Origin of the sequence: Halorussus marinus, from assembly GCF_004765795.1 — an archaeon.
GTDB classification, from domain to species: domain Archaea; phylum Halobacteriota; class Halobacteria; order Halobacteriales; family Haladaptataceae; genus Halorussus; species Halorussus marinus.
Map to the genome: position 1 here is coordinate 201,288 of NZ_SBIV01000001.1, position 17,701 is coordinate 218,988.

General features: G+C 67.0%; 19 protein-coding genes. 14 read left to right on the forward strand and 5 right to left on the reverse strand.

The features are described 5' to 3' along the window. The first annotated feature begins 181 nt into the window (after nt 1–181). The 6 genes from EPY72_RS01125 to EPY72_RS01150 all read left to right on the forward strand — a co-directional run bounded on the left by EPY72_RS01125 (nt 182) and on the right by EPY72_RS01150 (nt 5,374). Nucleotides 182–1,141, forward strand: a complete 960-nt coding sequence (locus tag EPY72_RS01125) for an AIR synthase family protein (protein WP_135805306.1) — start codon at nt 182–184, stop codon at nt 1,139–1,141. A 65-nt stretch (nt 1,142–1,206) separates the two neighbouring features. After that, nucleotides 1,207–2,277: a glucose 1-dehydrogenase gene (locus tag EPY72_RS01130; protein ID WP_135805307.1), complete on the forward strand. Its 1,071-nt coding sequence runs from the start codon at nt 1,207–1,209 to the stop codon at nt 2,275–2,277. After that, nucleotides 2,274–2,924 carry a transcriptional regulator GfcR gene (gene gfcR / locus EPY72_RS01135; protein WP_134670806.1) on the forward strand — a complete coding sequence of 217 codons (651 nt, stop codon included), beginning with the start codon at nt 2,274–2,276 and terminating at the stop codon, nt 2,922–2,924. The genes EPY72_RS01130 and gfcR overlap by 4 nt, the downstream gene beginning before the upstream one ends. 40 nt (nt 2,925–2,964) lie before the next feature. After that, nucleotides 2,965–3,306 (forward strand): glutaredoxin family protein, encoded by a 342-nt coding sequence (locus tag EPY72_RS01140; protein ID WP_135805308.1) that lies wholly within the window; start codon nt 2,965–2,967, stop codon nt 3,304–3,306. Between the two features lie 108 nt (nt 3,307–3,414). After that, nucleotides 3,415–3,996, forward strand: a complete 582-nt coding sequence (locus EPY72_RS01145; RefSeq protein WP_134670804.1) for a DUF7110 family protein — start codon at nt 3,415–3,417, stop codon at nt 3,994–3,996. Between the two features lie 406 nt (nt 3,997–4,402). After that, nucleotides 4,403–5,374 (forward strand): phosphoadenosine phosphosulfate reductase family protein, encoded by a 972-nt coding sequence (locus tag EPY72_RS01150; protein WP_134670803.1) that lies wholly within the window; start codon nt 4,403–4,405, stop codon nt 5,372–5,374. 296 nt (nt 5,375–5,670) lie between these two features. Here the strand turns inward: EPY72_RS01150 and EPY72_RS01155 are convergent, their stop codons facing one another. Both EPY72_RS01155 and EPY72_RS01160 read right to left on the reverse strand, forming a co-directional pair. Then, nucleotides 5,671–5,862 carry a DUF7333 family protein gene (locus EPY72_RS01155; RefSeq protein ID WP_134670802.1) on the reverse strand — a complete coding sequence of 64 codons (192 nt, stop codon included), beginning with the start codon at nt 5,860–5,862 and terminating at the stop codon, nt 5,671–5,673. A gap of 37 nt (nt 5,863–5,899) precedes the next feature. Continuing rightward, nucleotides 5,900–6,640, reverse strand: coding sequence for a hypothetical protein (locus tag EPY72_RS01160; protein ID WP_135805309.1), 741 nt, complete (start codon nt 6,638–6,640; stop codon nt 5,900–5,902). Nucleotides 6,641–7,056: 416 nt separating this feature from the next. On the opposite strand from EPY72_RS01160, the gene EPY72_RS01165 reads away from it, so the two are divergent. After that, the gene (locus EPY72_RS01165; RefSeq protein ID WP_135805310.1) at nt 7,057–7,914 is read left to right on the forward strand and encodes a hypothetical protein; all 858 of its coding nucleotides are present in this window, start codon (nt 7,057–7,059) and stop codon (nt 7,912–7,914) included. Nucleotides 7,915–8,006: 92 nt separating this feature from the next. On the opposite strand, the gene EPY72_RS01170 is transcribed toward EPY72_RS01165, so the two are convergent. Together EPY72_RS01170 and EPY72_RS01175 are read right to left on the reverse strand one after the other, a co-directional pair. Beyond that, nucleotides 8,007–8,405 carry a hypothetical protein gene (locus EPY72_RS01170; RefSeq protein WP_135805311.1) on the reverse strand — a complete coding sequence of 133 codons (399 nt, stop codon included), beginning with the start codon at nt 8,403–8,405 and terminating at the stop codon, nt 8,007–8,009. A gap of 196 nt (nt 8,406–8,601) precedes the next feature. Beyond that, on the reverse strand, nt 8,602–9,432 hold the full coding sequence (locus EPY72_RS01175; RefSeq protein ID WP_368280622.1) for an aldo/keto reductase: 831 nt from the start codon (nt 9,430–9,432) through the stop codon (nt 8,602–8,604). 153 nt (nt 9,433–9,585) lie between these two features. Here EPY72_RS01175 and EPY72_RS01180 point away from each other — a divergent pair, with 153 nt between their 5' ends. Further along, nucleotides 9,586–10,287 (forward strand): helix-turn-helix domain-containing protein, encoded by a 702-nt coding sequence (locus EPY72_RS01180; RefSeq protein WP_135805631.1) that lies wholly within the window; start codon nt 9,586–9,588, stop codon nt 10,285–10,287. A 2-nt stretch (nt 10,288–10,289) separates the two neighbouring features. Here EPY72_RS01180 and EPY72_RS01185 read toward each other — a convergent pair whose 3' ends face one another. Beyond that, nucleotides 10,290–11,138 (reverse strand): SDR family oxidoreductase, encoded by an 849-nt coding sequence (locus EPY72_RS01185; protein ID WP_135805312.1) that lies wholly within the window; start codon nt 11,136–11,138, stop codon nt 10,290–10,292. A 121-nt stretch (nt 11,139–11,259) separates the two neighbouring features. On the opposite strand from EPY72_RS01185, the gene EPY72_RS01190 reads away from it, so the two are divergent. The 6 genes from EPY72_RS01190 (at nt 11,260) to EPY72_RS01215 (ending at nt 17,609) form a co-directional block, all read left to right on the forward strand. Beyond that, the gene (locus tag EPY72_RS01190; RefSeq protein ID WP_209019601.1) at nt 11,260–12,684 is read left to right on the forward strand and encodes an ABC transporter substrate-binding protein; all 1,425 of its coding nucleotides are present in this window, start codon (nt 11,260–11,262) and stop codon (nt 12,682–12,684) included. Between the two features lie 2 nt (nt 12,685–12,686). Further along, nucleotides 12,687–13,502, forward strand: coding sequence for an ABC transporter ATP-binding protein (locus EPY72_RS01195; protein WP_135805313.1), 816 nt, complete (start codon nt 12,687–12,689; stop codon nt 13,500–13,502). A 40-nt stretch (nt 13,503–13,542) separates the two neighbouring features. Beyond that, complete coding sequence (locus EPY72_RS01200; RefSeq protein WP_135805314.1) at nt 13,543–14,241, forward strand: ABC transporter ATP-binding protein; 699 nt, start codon at nt 13,543–13,545, stop codon at nt 14,239–14,241. Continuing rightward, on the forward strand, nt 14,238–15,293 hold the full coding sequence (locus EPY72_RS01205) for a branched-chain amino acid ABC transporter permease (RefSeq protein ID WP_134670794.1): 1,056 nt from the start codon (nt 14,238–14,240) through the stop codon (nt 15,291–15,293). Before EPY72_RS01200 ends, EPY72_RS01205 begins: the two co-directional genes overlap by 4 nt. 163 nt (nt 15,294–15,456) lie before the next feature. Then, a complete protein-coding gene (locus EPY72_RS01210) occupies nt 15,457–16,581 on the forward strand; it encodes a branched-chain amino acid ABC transporter permease (RefSeq protein WP_210423485.1) in 1,125 nt (374 codons plus the stop codon). After that, complete coding sequence (locus EPY72_RS01215) at nt 16,578–17,609, forward strand: 3-oxoacyl-ACP synthase (RefSeq protein WP_135805315.1); 1,032 nt, start codon at nt 16,578–16,580, stop codon at nt 17,607–17,609. Before EPY72_RS01210 ends, EPY72_RS01215 begins: the two co-directional genes overlap by 4 nt. Nucleotides 17,610–17,701 lie beyond the last annotated feature (92 nt).

Genomic DNA, 17,701 nt, shown 5'->3' on the forward strand with positions numbered 1-17,701 from the left:
GCGCGAAGCGAGCGAGGACCCCGCCAAAACGTCGACGAAAAAGCCGACGGCGAGGCCGCAGGCCGAGCCGTCGGGGAACCGCCTCGCTACGCTCGGCGGAGACGGCCGGCCCGATCCAGCCGCCGGCGCCGGCGACTGCCCCTTCGCGGGGACTTACGTACCCGGCCCTCTCAGCACGACTATGGTCGGCAAACTCGACCCCGACGACCTGGCGGCCTTCGTCCTCTCGCGGACGGGCGCGCCCGACGACGACGTGGAGATGGGCCCGGCGTACGGCGAGGACGCCGCCGCGATCCGGTTCGGCGACCGACTGCTGGTCGCCAGCTCCGACCCCCTCTCGCTGGCCCGCGAGCGCCTCGGAACGCTGGCGGTCAACGTCGCGTGCAACGACGTGGCCGCCTGCGGCGCGGACCCCCGGTGGCTCACGAACGTCGTCTTCCTCCCCGACGACGACCCCGAGACTCTCGACGTGCTCACCGACCAGATCGACGCCGAAGCCCGGGAGCTCGGCGTCTCGATCGTCGGCGGCCACTCGGAGTACGTCCCCGCGCTCGACCGGCCGATGGTGTCGATGACCGCGCTCGGGGCCGCCGACGCGTACGTCCCGACCGGCGGCGTCGACCCGGGCGATCGCGTCCTGCTGACCAAGGGCGCGGGGATCGAGGGGACCGCGATCCTCGCGACCGACTTCCGCGAGGCGACCGGCGCCGACGCGGCGACGCTCCGGCGGGCCGAGGGCTTCTTCGAGGAGATCAGCGTCGTCCCCGAGGCCGCCGCCCTCCGGGGGACCGCCACCGCGATGCACGACCCGACCGAAGGCGGCCTGCTCGCCGGGGCCGTCGAGATGGCGACCGCCTCGGGCGTCCGGATCGACGTCGACCGCGACGCGGTGCCGGTCCGCGAGGAGACCGCCGCGCTCTGCGCGACGATGGACGTCGATCCCCTCCGGATTTTCGGCTCCGGGGCGCTGTTGGCCGCGGTCCCCGAGGAAGCGGTTGACGACGCGCTCGCGGCGCTCGACGACGCGGGCGTCGCGGCCAGCGAGATCGGCGTCGCGCGCGAAACTGACGCTCCGGGCGTCGACCTCGACGGCGAACGCGTCGGGAGCGTCCGCGACGACCTCTACGACCTCTGGGAGTAGCCGAACGGCGAACGTTTACTCGTAATAGAATAAATCTTTTACCGGCCGGGTTCCAACTGCTATCCATGCACGCTGTCGTCATCCGCCGCGGCGAAAGCGCCCCCGCGGTCGTCGAGAAGCCCCGTCCGAGCCCCTCGGCGGGCGAGGCGCTCGTCCGGACCCTGCGGGTGGGCGTCGACGGGACCGACCACGAGGTCATCGAGGGCCGCCACGGCGGGGTCCCCGAGGGCGAGGACCACCTCGTCCTCGGCCACGAGGCGGTCGGCGTCGTCGCCGAGCCGAACGACACCGACTTCGAGGAGGGCGATGTCGTCGTCCCGACGGTCCGACGGCCCCCGCCCGAGGGGTCGAACGAGTACTTCGAGCGCGGCGAGCCCGACATGGCCCCGCCCGAGGCCTGCGTCGAGCGCGGCATCGACGGCGCTCACGGCTTCATGGCCGAGTACTTCGCGAGCCCGGCCGAGTACCTCGTCCCGATGCCCGACTCGTACGCCGAGTGGGGCTTTCTGATCGAGCCCATCAGCATCTCCGAGAAGGCGATCGCACACGCCGCGGCCTCGCGGTCGGCGTTCGACTGGACCCCCGAGTCGGGACTGGTGCTCGGCAACGGGAGCCTCGGACTGCTCACCCTCGCCATGCTCGACCAGCGCGGGTACGACCGCATCTACTGTCTCGGCCGGCGCGACCGCCCCGACCCGACGATCGACGTCATCGAAGCGCTCGGCGGGACGTACGTCGACTCCCGGGAGACGCCGGTCTCGGAGATCTCGGCGGCCCACGAGCCGATGGACTTCGTCTACGAGGCGACGGGGTACGCGAAACACGCCTTCGAGTGCGTCCAAGCGCTCGCGTCCGGCGGGGTCGCGGCCCTGCTCGGGGTCCCCGAGCCGTGGCGCTTCGAGGTCGACGGCGGGCGCCTCCACAAGGAGCTTGTGATGCACAACAAGGCGGTCGTCGGGAGCGTCAACTCCAACCGCGAGCAGTTCGCCGCCGCGGTCGAAACGCTCGCGGAGTTGCCCGAGTGGTTCCTCGAAGACCTCGTTACCGGCGTCTACGACCTCGACGAGTACGAGACCGCGTTCGAGGACCACGACGAAACGACAATAAAGACCGCCGTCCAATTCGATCAGATATGAAGAACATCGACGACCTCATCGAGAGCGCGGCGGAGCTGGCCCAGCAGGGGCTGTCGAAGGGCGAGATCGCCGACGAGCTCAACGTCTCGCGAGAGACCGCGAGCTGGCTGGTCGAGCGAAGCGGGGGCGCGGACGGCGCCCGATCGGTGTCCGAGCCCGGCCCCGCCGCGGGCGGCGGCCCGCACGACATCCACGTCGACTGGTCGGCGCTGGGTCGGGACAGCGCCCGGCTCCACCACGCCGCGGCCGCGATGGCCGATCTGCTCGCCAAGCAGGGCGAGGAGATCGATCTCACCATCGGCGTCGAGAAGGCGGGCGCGCCGCTCGCCACGTCGGTCGCGCGCGAACTCGACACGGACCTCGGGACCTACGCGCCCCGCAAACACCAGTGGGAGGAGGGCGACATAGACGACCTCGGGGGCACCTTCTCCCGGAACTTCGCCCAGATCCGCGATCGGGAGTGTTACGTGGTCGACGACACCATCACCAGCGGCACGACGATGACCGAGACCGTCGAGGCGATCCGCCAGGAGGGCGGCGAGCCGGTGGCGTGCTGTGTCCTCGTCGACAAGCAGGGCGTCGACGAGATCGAGGGCGTGCCGGTCCACTCGCTCATCAACGTCGTCCGGGTGGGCAACGACGACTGACGTCGCAACTTCTTTCCACGCCGGGCACCTATCGGAGCGCATGACGTTCCAACCCGAGAGCGACCTGACCGACGAAGAGGTCCGCGAGCGCGTCGACTCGGCGATCGCCGACAACGACGTGGTGCTGTTCATGAAGGGCAACGAGCTGATGCCCCAGTGTGGCTACTCCCAGAAGGCCCTGGAGCTCATCTCGGCCCACCGCGACGACTACGAGACCGTCGACGTGCTCGAGGCGCTCGACGCCTATCGGGCGGCCCTCGAAGACCACAGTGGGTGGGAGACGATCCCCCAGACGTTCGTCGACGGGGAGTTCGTCGGCGGGAGCGACGTGCTGGCCGAACTCGACGAGCGCGGCGAACTCGCGGCGGAGCTGTCGGCGTAAGTGTTTTTACGTGATCCAGAAACGGGACCAAAAGAGTAGCTCATATATGTTCGGACCACCTACATACCCGCGTACCGCGTTGTCAGCCGGGAACCTTCAGTACTACAAATGACGGGGCAAGTATATCGACTTCACTCGACGCTCGAACTGCCGCTAGAAACCGTATACGACTACTTCGAGGAGGACCCGGACCTCCCGCCCGAGATCGCGAGCGTCGACATCACGCGGCGCAAGAACACGCTGATCATCAGCGCCGTCGCGGACGACGAGACCATCAGCAAGTACACGCCGACCGCACAGCTCAAGGCCAGCATCTCCGAGACCCGCGTCTACACCGAGGAAGAACAGGAGCTTCGAAACGGGCCCCGATGGAACGACGACCTCGACGAAGACGAGGAAGATCAGGAACCGCTCGGCGAACTCATCGAGGTCGCGGCGTTCAAGGGCGACCGCGAGACCGTCCTCCAGAACACCGCGGTCCAGTACCCGATGTTCCTCGTGCTCTGTGACCTCGCGCGCCAGGCCGAGAAGGGCACCCTCACCGCGATCACCGAGGTCGACGGCGAACTTCAGGCGACCCGGATCGTCGACGGCGAGGACCGTCCGGCCTCCATCGAGGTCGTCGAAGGCCCCAACGCGAACTCCTCGGGCGACAGCGGCGTCAACTGGCGGGACAACGAGTTCATCTAAGACGACCTTTTATTGGGGGCGGCGCATGAACGCGCCGCCCTTGCAAAAGCTCGATCAAAAACCGGCGCTTCTCTCGCCGTTCGCTCGCGGTAGAGCGGCTTCCGACAACTGCACCGCTCAGTACTACGACCGCATTTGCAGTATCGCGACCGCACCATCAGCGCCGCGACTGCACCAACAGCGCCGCGACCGCACCATCAGCGCCGCGACCACACCATCAGCGCCGCGACCGCACGCGACTACCGCCGCGTTCTCGGGTGCGAACGGCGCCGAAAGCGTGTTCCGACATCCCAACAGAGAGACCCTGAGATGCGAGTACACGGGGCCTGACGGGGTGGAGGCTCGGCCTGTCGTCGCGGAGAGCCGAAAAGCACTTTAGGCGCGTAATTAGATGTAATTACGAACGATGCCCGAAGACTTCCCCGACTACGTCGACGTAGACTACACCGACGGCGAAGGCGAGAACCCCGAGGACTACGCCTCGATGGAGCACAAGATCGAGAAGGCGATCGAAGTCACCCGCCAGGGGCTCGAACAGTACGAGAACCCCGCGGTGATGTGGACCGGCGGGAAAGACTCGACGCTGACGCTGTACTTCATCAAGGAAGTCGCCGAGAAGTACGGCTACGACACCCCGACCGCGGTGTTCATCGACCACTACCAGCACTTCGACGAGATCCACGACTTCGTCGAGAAGTGGGGCGACCGGTGGGACCTCGACGTCGTCTACGCCCGCAACGAGGACGTCGGCGAGTACGTCGAGGCCAACGACCTGACGCCGGGCGACGACATCCCGATCGACGCGCTCAACGAGCACAACCAACACCACGTCCGGGAGATCCTCGAGTACGAGGAAGACACCTTCCCGTTCCTGCTCGACACCTACGTGGGCAACCACCTGCTGAAGACCGTCGCGCTCAACGATGCCATCGAGGCCGAGGACATCGACGGCATCATCTCGGGCGTCCGGTGGGACGAACAGGAGGCCCGCGCCGACGAGACGTTCTTCAGCCCGCGCCACGACCCCGACATCTACCCGCCCCACGACCGCGTCCAGCCGATCCTCCAGTTCGACGAGCGGGCGGTCTGGGACACCTTCTGGCACTACGTCGTGCCGGACACCGTCGAGGAGTTCCCCGACGAAGGCTACGTCCCGCAGACCGACGACGACCTCCCCAACGGACTCACTCAGGACGACATCCCGGTCAGTCCGAAGTACTTCGCCGGCTTCCGGTCGCTGGGGAGCGAAGTCAGCACCGAGAAATCCGACGAGGAGCCCGCGTGGCTTCAGGACCTCGAAGACACGACCGAGCGGGCGGGCCGCGCCCAGGACAAAGAAGACCTGATGGAGCGCCTGCGCGATCTGGGCTACATGTAGAACCTTTTGCAGTGGTCGGCGCACAAACGCGCCTCCCTTGCAAAACGTTCATGAAAAACGCGTCGTCGCCCCCTCAATCACGCGCCAAGGCGCGTGATTTTGAGGGCTCCTCGGTCCGCTCGCTCGGGCTACGCCCTCGCTCGCGGCGGTTGTGAGACCGCGTCGAACGTCCAGAGCGGCTCCGATTTCTTCGTCCCGATACACGACGCCCTCCTTCTCGAAATTCGCTCCCGAGGGACCGGCCGAATCCGGCCAGCGTCGGGCGCGGCCACAGAAGCTGAGCTCGGGTCCGCTCGTCAGTGGGTCGCCCGGTACTCGCCGTGCTTGACCCCGACGAACAGCGCCACGAGGCCGAACGCCAGCATCGAGGGGGTCACCATCATCAACACGGTGCTCGTCGCCATGAATCCCATCCCGATGAGCGCCGCGGTCCCGACGGCGACGATCGCGAGCAGTACCCCGACGGTCGCGCCAAGCGTGAACTCCATACCCGGACGTGGGGACGACACCGCCAAAAACGTTGCTCTACGCCGACTTCGGCCGGACCACGTCGGCCAGAGTCACCAGCAGGCCGACCAGCCACCCGACCGGCACCGAGATGCCGAACCACATCGCGACGTAGTTGGCGCCTTCGAGCGTGAACTGCTCGCGCAGGAGGGTGTTGAGCCCCCAGAGGTCGAGCGGGTTGTCGAGGATCCAGATCGCCAGCGTGTAGCTGTTGTCGAGCACGACCGACGAGAGAGTCGGCGAGTACAGCGCCGCCACCACCGGCGGCAGGAACAGCGCGCTCATCGCGAACGGGTATGCGAGCAGGACGGTGCTCGCCCGGCCGCCTCGGGTGCCGGTGAGGTACGCCAGCGCGGCCGCGACGGTCGCGATCCCGCCGGCGGCCCCGACCGCCAGAAAGCCGGTCGTCGAGAACCGGAGTCGGGCCAGCGCGGTCAGCCCGCCCCAGACCAGGATCGAGACCAGAATCACGCCGAGCGCGCCGAGCCGGGTCGCGGTGCCGTCGATCCGCCGGGTGTAGTACCGGACGGCGAACCCGACGAGAGCGAGGGGGTAGAGCGCCGCGACCACCGGCGCGCCGAGCGCGCTCCACGCCCGATACGCGATCTTGCCCGAGGTCGACGAGGGCTCCCACTTGCCGAGGACGCCGGTCTCGGTCCCTCGCTGGCGCGGGAAGAAAAGCGCCATCCAGCTCTCGTGCAGTCGCTTCAGGTCGTACCGTATCGCCCCCGCGAAGCCCGTGGTGGTTCCGCCGTGCATCTCCACCATTTCATACGAGATGGCCGATATGAAGTTTCGGGATTGGAGGCGGCGCGGGCGGGTCGTGAACGCCGCGGCGGACGGTCGACGGTGCCGATGCGCGGGAGCCACACCGGCCGGCGAACCACGAGGTCGGACGCGAACGCCGACGGTTCCAGTAGTCGCGGGGCGCAGTCGACGAGGTCTCGCTGTTTGCTGAGCCTGCGCGGGCGGGTCGCTAACAGAACCCCACGTCCCTGTCGAAATTATCTTCTTCAGATGCGTTCTCGTCCGAAACAGCTGGTCGCTGAAACGTACGAACTTATCCGAGTTCACCGATAAGACGTGCCGATAGACTACGATCCTGCATCGACCGCAACCGGATCAGAATATGTCACTGCTCAATATTTTAACGGTCCCGGAAATACGGAACAACAATGGAGTTTACAGAGGGGTTCGATGCTACAGAACCGACACATAGACTCGTCACTCGGAATCTATCCGGTGTTACGGACTGGGACGATCTCGGCAGTGTGACAGTCGAGAACCGGGCGATTAGCGTTCTGATGGACTACGGAACCGTCGTCCATCTGGGGCTTGATCCAAACCACGCTCAATTTGAGACGGTACAACGGGAGCTCATGCAGGTCCCCGACTCGAAACGTATCTTTGTCGGTTCGGGGCACGAATTTCGAGCGTCGCTTCCCGAGGACCGACCGTTGATCGAGTCATTACTCGAAATCCCGGACGGTGATACTGATGGGTGGACGGACCGTCTGTTCTCCGTCGTCGAACTTGCAGTTCTGACCAACCACTCGTGGCTGTATCGCTCAGTGCCCCACGAGGCCCATATCCGAGAAATCAACGCGGGGGGCCAGGAGGAAGTGATTGAGAAACTGAACGAGACACTTGCTCAGGTGCAAGGTTCGGCTGTTGTTCCGTTCGGTGGGGTCGCCTCTTGGACTGCTGGCGGTACCACGTACGATCTGAAATGGGACTCGCTCTATTGCTCCGATACCGAGAAGAGCGCGTCGTACGATTTAGAACGATTGAAGCAGGTGATTGGACTGTTTTCTGCGGGTGTCCTCCGTCTCGATTGGAAGCCGGTATCCGAGGGGTCGTTACTCGGTCGAATGGTTTGGCGAGTCGTAGATTCAGAGAGCGCTACTCCACCAGCACGAGTCGAGATACCTACTGGTGAAGCCGGAGAACGGATACTGGATGCGTTCCGTCAGCTCCGTGCGGAACTCGGATATGAATACGCTGTCGAGACGGCTTCGGATCAGCATCCCTGATCAGCGTAGAGTCGCTAATTGGTTCGTCTGTACCGACCGATCGAGGATACAAACCGATCACCTACTAAGCGGTCCAACAGAGCCAGACGCACCTATTCGAGATACGAATGGTGATACGAAGCCCCGTAGACGATAACGAACAGGACGAACCCGAGACCCCCGAAGAAGATCCGGCCCGAGACGTTTGTTGGCGTGATCAGGTGTCGCAGACGCACGTCGAAAAGGAGGCCGGCGACGACGGATAACACGACGGACGCGACGAGGAGGCCTTTCCAGACTCGCCACGCCAGATCCCACAATCGGGAAAGAGAGTACGACCGGCGGGTGTAGAGCAGACCGACGAGCACGCTATACCCGAGAGCGATCGCAAGCCACCACCGCGGCCTCAGTACTGCGATGGCGCCGAGAAAGTACCAGAACAGTGGAACGGACACGACGAAAAAAGCCGCGAGCGAAGAGAGGAATCGATAGTTCTGGCGGTCGTCTGTCATTTCACTACACCATCCTCGGTGGAATCACGTCAGTTTGTCGTACGATCTACGAGCAGGCGAGATTCGGACAGAAAGGGCGGCGACTGCGCTACCCCCGGCGATGAATTCCCAAAACGTCCACAAACGGCGTTGATTTACTGAATCCGCGGAAACGCAACGCGGCGTGCGAAAGCCGTCACCGGTCCGACCCTCCGGCTCAGTTCCAGGGGCCGAAGTCGGGGTCGACCTGTCGCTCACGGGTGTCGATCGACTCGATCTTTGCGACGTCTTCGTCGTCGAGGTCGAGGTCGCGGGCGCCCCAGTTGTCGAGGATGTGCTCCTCGCTGGTCGCCTTCGGGATCGCGGCGACGCCGTCGCGCTGGAGGAGCCACGCGAGGCTGACCTGCGCGGGCGAGGCGTCGTGCTTCTCGGCGACGTCCTGAATCTCGGGCACGTCGAACACTTCGCCGCGGGCCAGCGGCGAGTACGCCACGAGGTTGATGTCGTGTTCGCGGCCGTACTCGACCAGTTCGTCCTGCGGGAGCAGGGGGTGCATCTCGACCTGATTCGCGAATACGGGCGCGTCGAGGATCTCGCGGGCCTCGTCGAGGTGGCGCGGCTCGAAGTTCGAGACCCCGACGTTCTCGATCAGTCCCTCCTCGTAGAGCTGATCGAACGCCGAGAGGGTGCCCTCGGGGTCGTACTCGTTGGCGGGCCAGTGGACGTACAGCAGGTCGACGTAGTCGACCCCGAGCTTGTCGAGGCTCTCCTCGGCCGTCGAGAGCACGTCGTCGTGGGCGAGGTTGCTCGTCCAGATTTTGGTGGCGAGGAACACGTCCTCGCGGTCGACGTCGGCGGCGGCGATCCCCTCGCCGACCGACTCCTCGTTGTCGTAGGCCTGCGCCGTGTCGATGTGTCGGTACCCCGCTTCGAGCGCGGTCCGGACGCTCTCTGCACACTGGTCGCCCTCGGTGTTCTGCCACGTTCCGAGACCGAGTCGCGGCATCTCGTCTAACATCTCGTCGTCGGTGAGTTCAGTCGAAGCCATAGCGTCCCGGTCTTGGATCAGCCGGGGGAAAGTGGTTTCGACAACGGAAATCCGCGCCGTGAGCCGTCGGCGCCCGCTCGCAGTACCTGCCGGAACCGAAGGAAATATTTTTAACCCGGCTACCGTATGTGGCTCAATAGCAAGGTCAGAGCGATGATAGACACCACGCTGGACATCGAGCAGTACGACTGTCCCTTCATCGCCACCACCGACGAGCACGGCGTCGGCTTCTCGGCCATCCAGTGGGACTTCGACCGGGTCGAAGACCGACTCGAGACTCGGATGGTCGTCGAGGCCGACGACCGCGAGGCGCTCACGGTCGGACTCTCGGCGCTCCGGGACCGGGAGAACGTCCGCGAGTACGGGCTGTTGACCCGCCGGGGGAACGTCGCGCACATCCGCACCGTCATCGGCGAGACCGACGCGATGGCCGCGATCAGGGACAACGGCGGCTACATCACGGGGCCGTTCTACATCGAGGACGGTAGCGAGATCTGGCACGTCGGCTTCGACGACGTCGAGGCCGCCGACACCACCCTCTCGGAGCTCGAACGCGACAACGAGTTCGACGTGCTCGACCGCGAGAACACCGAGCTCCCCGAGATGCAGGACTTCGTCCAGAACGCGGGCGCGGCGATGACGCTCATCGAGGGGTGTCGGGACCTCTCGGACGTCGAGCGCCAGACCCTCGAGACCGCGGTCTCGGACGGCTACTTCGAGAGCCCCCGCGGGGCGACGCTGGGCCACCTCGCCGACGAGTTCGACGTCTCGAAGCCCGCGGTCTCGAAGAACCTCCGGCGGGGCCAACAGAAGATGATCCAGCGAGTCATCGAGGCGATGGACGAACTGGAGTGAGCCTACTCGTAGGTCAGCGTCATCCCGCCGTCGAAGCGCAGGTCCCCGCCGTTGAGGTGACTCGCGTGCCGGGAGAAGCCGAACGCGAACAGGTTCGCGACCTCCGCGGGCGCCATCATCTCGTCGGTCCGCGACTGGCCGAGCATCACGTCCTCGACGACCTCCCGAACCGAGACGCCCCGCTGGTCGGCGGTCTCCGGTATCTGGTCGGTCACGAGCGGCGTCTTGACGTAGCCCGTACTGACCGAGAACGACCGCACGTCGCCGTCGCCCTCGGCCGCGATCGACTGGGTGAGCCCCCGAAGTCCGAACTTCGCGACGTTGTACGCGACCTTGTCGGCGGTCGTGTAGTGGCCGTGGACCGACGCCATGTTGCCGACACAGCCGAACCCGCGCTCGCGCATCCGGGGCAGGCAGTGCTTGGCGAGTTCGACCGGCGCGCGCACCATCACGTCCTGCATCGCGTCGTAGACGTCCATCGGAAACTCCTCGATGGGATCGACGTGTTGCATCCCGGCGACGTTCGCGAGGAAGGCGACGGTTCCGTGGTCGGCGGCCGCCTCGACGATCTCGGGAACGTCTTCCCGGAGGTCGCCCGCGACCGTCTCGACCCGGCCCTCGACGCCGAGTTCCGCGGCCGTCTCGACGGTTCCGTCGAGCCCGGCCTCGTCGATGTCCGTGGCCACGACGGTGAGCCCGTTCGCGGCCATCGCGAGCGCGGTCGCCCGCCCGATGCCGGAGGCCGCGCCCGTCACCAGACAGACGTTCTCCGGGGTGAATCGGTCGTCCTCGAGCACGAGAAAGTCCTCGAGCGAGAGTTCCGGCACGTCGATGTGGTCGGCGTCGGACATACCTCCCTACGCGAACCGAATCAGTGAATAACCGCGGGTTAATTGATGAATGCGAGACAGTGCTTCACATGTTAACCCCGCAAACTTTGCCGGATAGAACGCCTCTGTTCGACTCGTCATGGTGGACGACAGCGTTTCACGGCGGCGATGGCTCACTGCACTCGGCGGGGCCGGTGTGGCCGGACTCGCCGGCTGTACGGGCGGCGAGGGCGAACAGGAGACGACGACCGACGGGACGACTACGGAAGGCGACTCAGGCATGACGGAAACGACGGCGACGACGACCGAACAGGCGACCGCGTCGGGCGCGGTCAAGATCGGGGTGCTCCAGCCGACCTCCAGCGACCTCCAGTACTACGGGAAACAGGCGCTGTGGGGATTCTACTCCGGGCTGGCGTACAAGGGCGACACCGACCCGATCGACAGCGCGAGCACGGGGACCTACACCACGTCGGTCGGCGACGTCGACTACGAACTCGTGGTACGGGACACCCAGTTCGCGGCCGATCGGGCCCAGTCGCTCGCGACCGATCTCGTCCAGAGCGAGGACGTAGACATGCTGTTCGGCTGTGCGTCGTCGGGGGCGGCCAACCGCGTCATCAACACGGTCGCGAAGCAGGCCCAGGTGCCGTACATGGTCGGGCCCGCGGCGTCGGCCGACGTGACCGCGAGCGGCGAGACCTGCGGCGACCTCGTCTTCCGCGCGAGCGAGAACACCGCGATGGACGCCCGGTCGGGCGGCAAGTACGTCGCCGAGGAGACCGACGTGAGCTCGGTGTACCTGTTCGGCGCCGACTACTCGTTCGGCCGGGCGGTCGTGAACAACTACGAGCAGGTCCTCCGCGAGGAGGGCGTCGAGATCCTCGACAAGAAGTTCGTCCCGCAGGGGTACTCCGAGTGGGAGGGACTGCTCGACAACGCCCAGGACGCCGGGGCGGAGGGCATCGTCGGCGGGTTCACCGTCGCGACGCTCCCGAAACTGTTCACCGCGTTTCTCAACGGCGACTACGACTACCGGGTGTTCGGCGGCCTCGCGACCCGGATCACCAATCAGGTCGTGGGCCAGACCCTCCAGAAGGCGCTCGGGGACCTGACCGCCGAGAAGATCGCCGACGCCAAACTCGGCCCGTTCACGACGCGGTACCACTGGAACCAGTACGAGAACGACATCAACGCCGAGTTCGTCGAGACCTACACCGACACCTACGGCGTGGTGCCGGACCTGTTCACGTCGGGGTGTTTCACCGCGGCGTCGGCCATCTCGCAGGCGGTCACCGAGAGCGGCTCGACCGAGGGCGCCGACATCGCTCAGGCCCTGCGCGGGATGACCGTCCGAGACACCCCGAAGGGCGAGGGCGGCTACACGTTCCAGGAGTACAACAATCAGGCCCGGTCGGCGATGACCGTGGCCGATCTCGTGCCGACGAGCGACGAGTGGGCCGACAACTGGGACGCGGCCGTGATGCCGAGCGAGCCCCTCTCGACTATCGGGAAGGACAAGACCACGATCCCCGCCGAGGGGAACCAAATGGGCTGTTCGCTGTAGGCATGCTGCGGACTGCCGGACTGACGAAGGAGTTCGGCGGCCTCACGGCCGTCGACGACGTCGATTTCGAACTCGAAGACGGCGAACTCTGCTCGCTCATCGGGCCGAACGGCGCGGGCAAGACGACGTTCTTCGACCTGCTGACGGGCGTACTGACCCCCACGCGGGGAACCATCGAGATCCGAGCCGACGAGGGGTGGCGCGACGTGACCGACGCGACGCCCTACGAGGCCGCGAACCTCGGACTCCACCGGTCGTACCAGATCACCAACGTCTTCCCGACGAGCACGGTGCTGGAGAACGTCCGGATCGCGGCTCAGGCCGCCAGCGCCGACGGCGCGAAGCTCTGGCGCAACGCCGGGGCGTTCGACGCCCACATCGAGGAGGCCCGCGCCATCCTCGACCGGGTCGGGCTCGCCGACGAGGCCGAGGCGACCGCCGACAGCCTGAGCCACGGCGCGAAACGCCAGCTCGAAGTCGCCATCGCGCTCGCGGGCGACCCCGACGTGCTCTTGCTCGATGAACCGAACGCCGGCGTCTCCTCCGAGAGCGTCGACCGCATCATCGAGCTCATCGAGGACGTCGCGACCGACCACGCGGTCCTGCTGGTCGAGCACAACATGGACATCGTGATGAACGTCTCGGACCGCATCGTGGTCCTGAATCAGGGCGCGGTCATCGCCGACGGTCCTCCGGAAGACGTGCGGGGCGATCCCGCGGTCCAAGAGGCGTACCTCGGCGGCTACGAGGCCGGGAGTCTGCGCCGCGAGGCCGAAAGCGAAACCGCCGGGACCGACCCGGAGGAGGGGACGGCGTGAGCGCAGACGGACCCACCGACTGCTCGAAGGAGCTGATCGAATGACACTGCTCGAAGTCGAAGACGCCCACACCTACTACGGCGAGAGCCACATCCTCGAAGGCGTCTCGCTCGAAGTCGAGGAGGGCGAGGTCGTCGCGCTCGTCGGCCGGAACGGGGTGGGCAAGACCACGACGCTCCGAACCGTCCTCCAGCTCACCCCGCCCCGGCGCGGGACCGTCCGGCTCCGCGGCGAGGACGTGACCGGCCGGGAGACCCACGAGATCGCCGACCGCGGCGTCGGCTGGATCCCCGAGGAGCGACGCATCTTCGCACAGCTGTCGGTCGAGGAGAACGTCCGGGTCGCGGTCCCCGACGGGCGGGCGGTCGGCGCGGCGCTCGACCGCGCGTTCGAGACGTTCCCCGACCTCCGGGACCACCGGAGCCGGGACGCCGGCACCCTCTCGGGGGGCCAACAGCAGATGCTCGCGCTGGCCCGCGGGCTGGTCGGAGACAACGACCTGCTTCTGGTCGACGAGCCAAGCGAGGGGCTCGCGCCGCTGATCGTCGAGCGCGTCGCCGAGGCGCTGGCCGACGCGGCCGAGGACACCACCCTCCTGCTGGTCGAGCAGAACCTCCCGCTGGCGCTCGATCTGGCCGACCGCTTTTACGTGATCGACAACGGCTCGGTCGTCGACGAGGGGGACGCCGCCGAGACGTCCGCCGACGACGAGCGGCTCAGGAGGTATCTCTCGGCATGACGGGGGTCGCCGTCGGCGCGGTCGGGCTCGACTCGGCGCTCGCCGACCCCGTCGTGCTCGCGGGCTTCGTCGACGCGCTCGCGGAGTTCCTCCGGCCGCGCAACCTCGCGTCGGTGTTCGTCGACGGCCTCGCGAAGGCCGCGCTGTACGTGATGATCGCCGGCGGGCTCACTCTCATCTTCGGCCTGATGGGCGTCCTGAACTTCGCCCACGGCTCGATGACGATGATCGGGGCGTATCTGGGCGGCCTGCTGATGGTGTTGGCGGTCGGGCAGGCCACCGGCGACGCGGCGCGGCTCGCGCTGTTTTTCGTCGCGCTCGCGGTCACGTTCGCGGCCCTCGCCGGGCTCGGGGGCGCGATCGAGATCGGGCTTGTCAGGCGGCTCTACGACCGGCCGCCGGTGTACCAGATCCTCCTGACCTTTGGGGTCACGCTCGTGCTCGACGAACTCGTCCGCATCGTGGTGCTGTTCTACGGGATGCAGCCCACCAGCGACTGGCAGGCCGCGCTCGCGACCAAGCCCGGCGTCCTCGACTCGTCGGTCGATCTCGGACTCGTCTCGGTGCCGGGCCTCGACCTGTTCGAGATCGCGATCGGCGCGCTCACGGTCGCGGGACTGTGGGCGTTCCTCACGAAGACCCGGTACGGGCTGATGATCCGGGCCGGTAGCGAGGACGCCGAGATGACCGAGGCGCTCGGGATCGACGTCCGCCGGGTGTTCACGGTGGTGTTCGCGCTCGGCGCGGGCGTCGCCGGCGTCGCCGGCACCCTGCTGATGTGGGACGGCTCGTGGGCCGCCAGCGTCCCGCTCGCGGCCGACACGCTCCTGCCGGCGTTCGTCGTGGTCATCATCGGTGGGCTCGGCACCTTCCGGGGCACCGTGGTCGCCGCCCTCATCGTCGGGATGGCCGACGCCGTCACGACGTGGTGGTTCGTCAACGAGATCGAGTTCTCGGGACTGCCCGAGATCACCATCTTCCTCATCCTCGTGGTGATGTTGATCCTCCGGCCCCAGGGGCTGTTCGGCGTCGAGGAGGTGGGCGGCCATTAGCGCCGAAACCGCGGACGCCCCGCCCGAGACCGACTCGGAGACGGCGGCGTCGTGGCCCGTCCGGTACCTCCGCGAGCACCTCGCGCACCTCGCGGTGATCGCCGTCTTCGCGGCGTATCCGGGGCTCTACTCGGTGCTGGTGAACTCCCCGGTCGGCGCGGAGATGGAGACGGTCCTGCCGCAGGTCGAGACCATGGTCGCGGTGCTTTACTTCGGCCTGTTCGCGATGTCGTTCGACTTCATCAGCGGCTACACGGGGTATCTCTCGTTCGGGCACGCCGCCTTCTACGGCACCGGGGCGTACTTCGTCGTGCTCGCGGCCAACGGCAAGATACCCCTGCTCGGGCCGGACACGTCGTTTGTCGCCTTGCTCGTGATCGGCGGGCTGATCGCGGTCGGGCTCGCGGTCCTCATCGGCGCGGTGTCGTTCCGGCTCACCGGCGTCTACTTCGCGATGATCACGCTCGGGTTCTCGCAGGTGCTGTACGTGCTGGTCCGCGACTGGGGGTATCTGGCGTCGAACCCCCGGGACGGCCCCGCGGTGCTCGGACGCACCGAGCCGTTCTCGATCGGCGTGCCGGGCGTCGACTCGCTGGACCTCGCGATCGGCCAACTCGCCGGCGAGAGCGTCGAGGGGCTGTTGGGCGTGCTCGAGTTCACCGCGACCGAGGTGTCGTACTACATGATCGGGCTCGTCGTGCTGGCGTCGTACTTCGCGATGCAACGAATCATCCACTCGCCGTTCGGCAAGGTGCTGATCGCGATCCGGGAAAACGAGGAGCGCGCCGAGGCCATCGGCTACAACACCTTCTGGTACAAGCTCGGTGCGTTCGCGGTCAGCGCCTTCTTCGCCGCGGTGGCGGGCGGCCTGCTCGCGGGGTTCCGGCGGTCGGTCTCGCCCGACGGCACCTTCTACTTCCTGGTGACCGGCGACGCGCTGTTGGCCTCCATCATCGGCGGGTTCGGCACGCTCGCCGGCCCGCTGTACGGCTGGCTGTTCGACGAGGGGGTCACCGAGTTCCTCTCGAAGCGCGGGGAGGGCGGCGGCCTGCTCCCTTACCTCCGGGACAACCTCGGGGAGGGACTGCTCTCGACCGAGGTGTTCGACGGCCTCACGGTCGGGGAGGCGATCAACACCTTCCTCAACGGCCACGCCGAACTGTACATCGGCGTGCTGTTCGTGCTGTTCGTCCTCTTCGTGCCGAGCGGACTCCTCGGCACCGTCCGCGACCGGGTCGGCGGTCCGGTCGGCGAAGCGATCGCCAGCCGGCTACGGGGTGAGCGATGACCGACCCCGCGCCGACGGTCGGGCTCACCGGCTACGGTACCTACGTCCCGGACGGCGTCGTCACCGGCGAGGAGATCGCCGCCGAGAGCGGCGTCCCCGAGGACGTGGTGGTCGAGAAGATGGGCGTCCGCGAGAAGCGGGTCTGTCCGCCCGACGCCGACCACGCGACCGACATGTGCGTCTCGGCCGCCGAGGCGGCGCTCGCGGACGCCGGCCTCGCGCCCGCGGACGTCGATGTGGTGCTGTATCACGGGAGCGAGTACAAGGACTTCTACGTCTGGAGCGCCGCCGCCGACGTCGCCGAGCGACTCGGCGCCGACGAGGCGTTCGCGGTCGAGAGCTACGCGCTGTGTGCGGGCGCGCCGCTCGCGCTCCGACAGGCGAGGGCCCAACTGCGCGCCGACGCCCCCGAGACGGCGTTACTCGTGGCCGCGAGCCGCGAGGAGGACCTCGTCGACTACGCCAACGAGGACGCCTCGTTCATGTTCAACTTCGGGAGCGGGGCGTGCGCGATGGTGCTGGAGTCCGAGCCGGGCGAGCGCGCTCGCGCTACGCTCGGGGAGAGCGCCGCGATCACGGACGGCAGTTTCTCCGAGGACGTGGTAATGCCCGCGGGCGGCTCGCGGAACCCGCCGAGCACGGCGACGGTCGAGCAGGGACTGCACACGCTCGACGTGCCCGATCCCGACGGGATGAAAGAGCGCCTCGGGGCGGTGAGCCTCCCGAACTTCCTTCGGGTGGCCGACGACGCCCTCTCGCGGTCGGGCTACGACCGCTCGGACCTGGACTTCGTGGCGCTCACCCACATGAAGCGGTCGTTCCACGAGTTGCTGGTCGAGGAACTCGACGCGGCTGACTACTACCTCGACGAGTACGGCCACGTCCAGAGCGTCGATCAGGTGCTCGCGCTCGACGCGGCGCTCGACCGCGGCCTCGTCGAATCCGGGGACCTCGTCTGCTTTCTCGCGGCCGGGACCGGCTATACGTGGGCCGCGACGATTCTGGAGTGGCGCGGCGACGGTGCGTGATCGCGTCGATCGCCGCGACCGCTCGAAGCTCGTGATCGCGTCGATCGCCGCGACCGCCGGGCGACCGCTTCCGAAACTGCTTTTCGACCGGC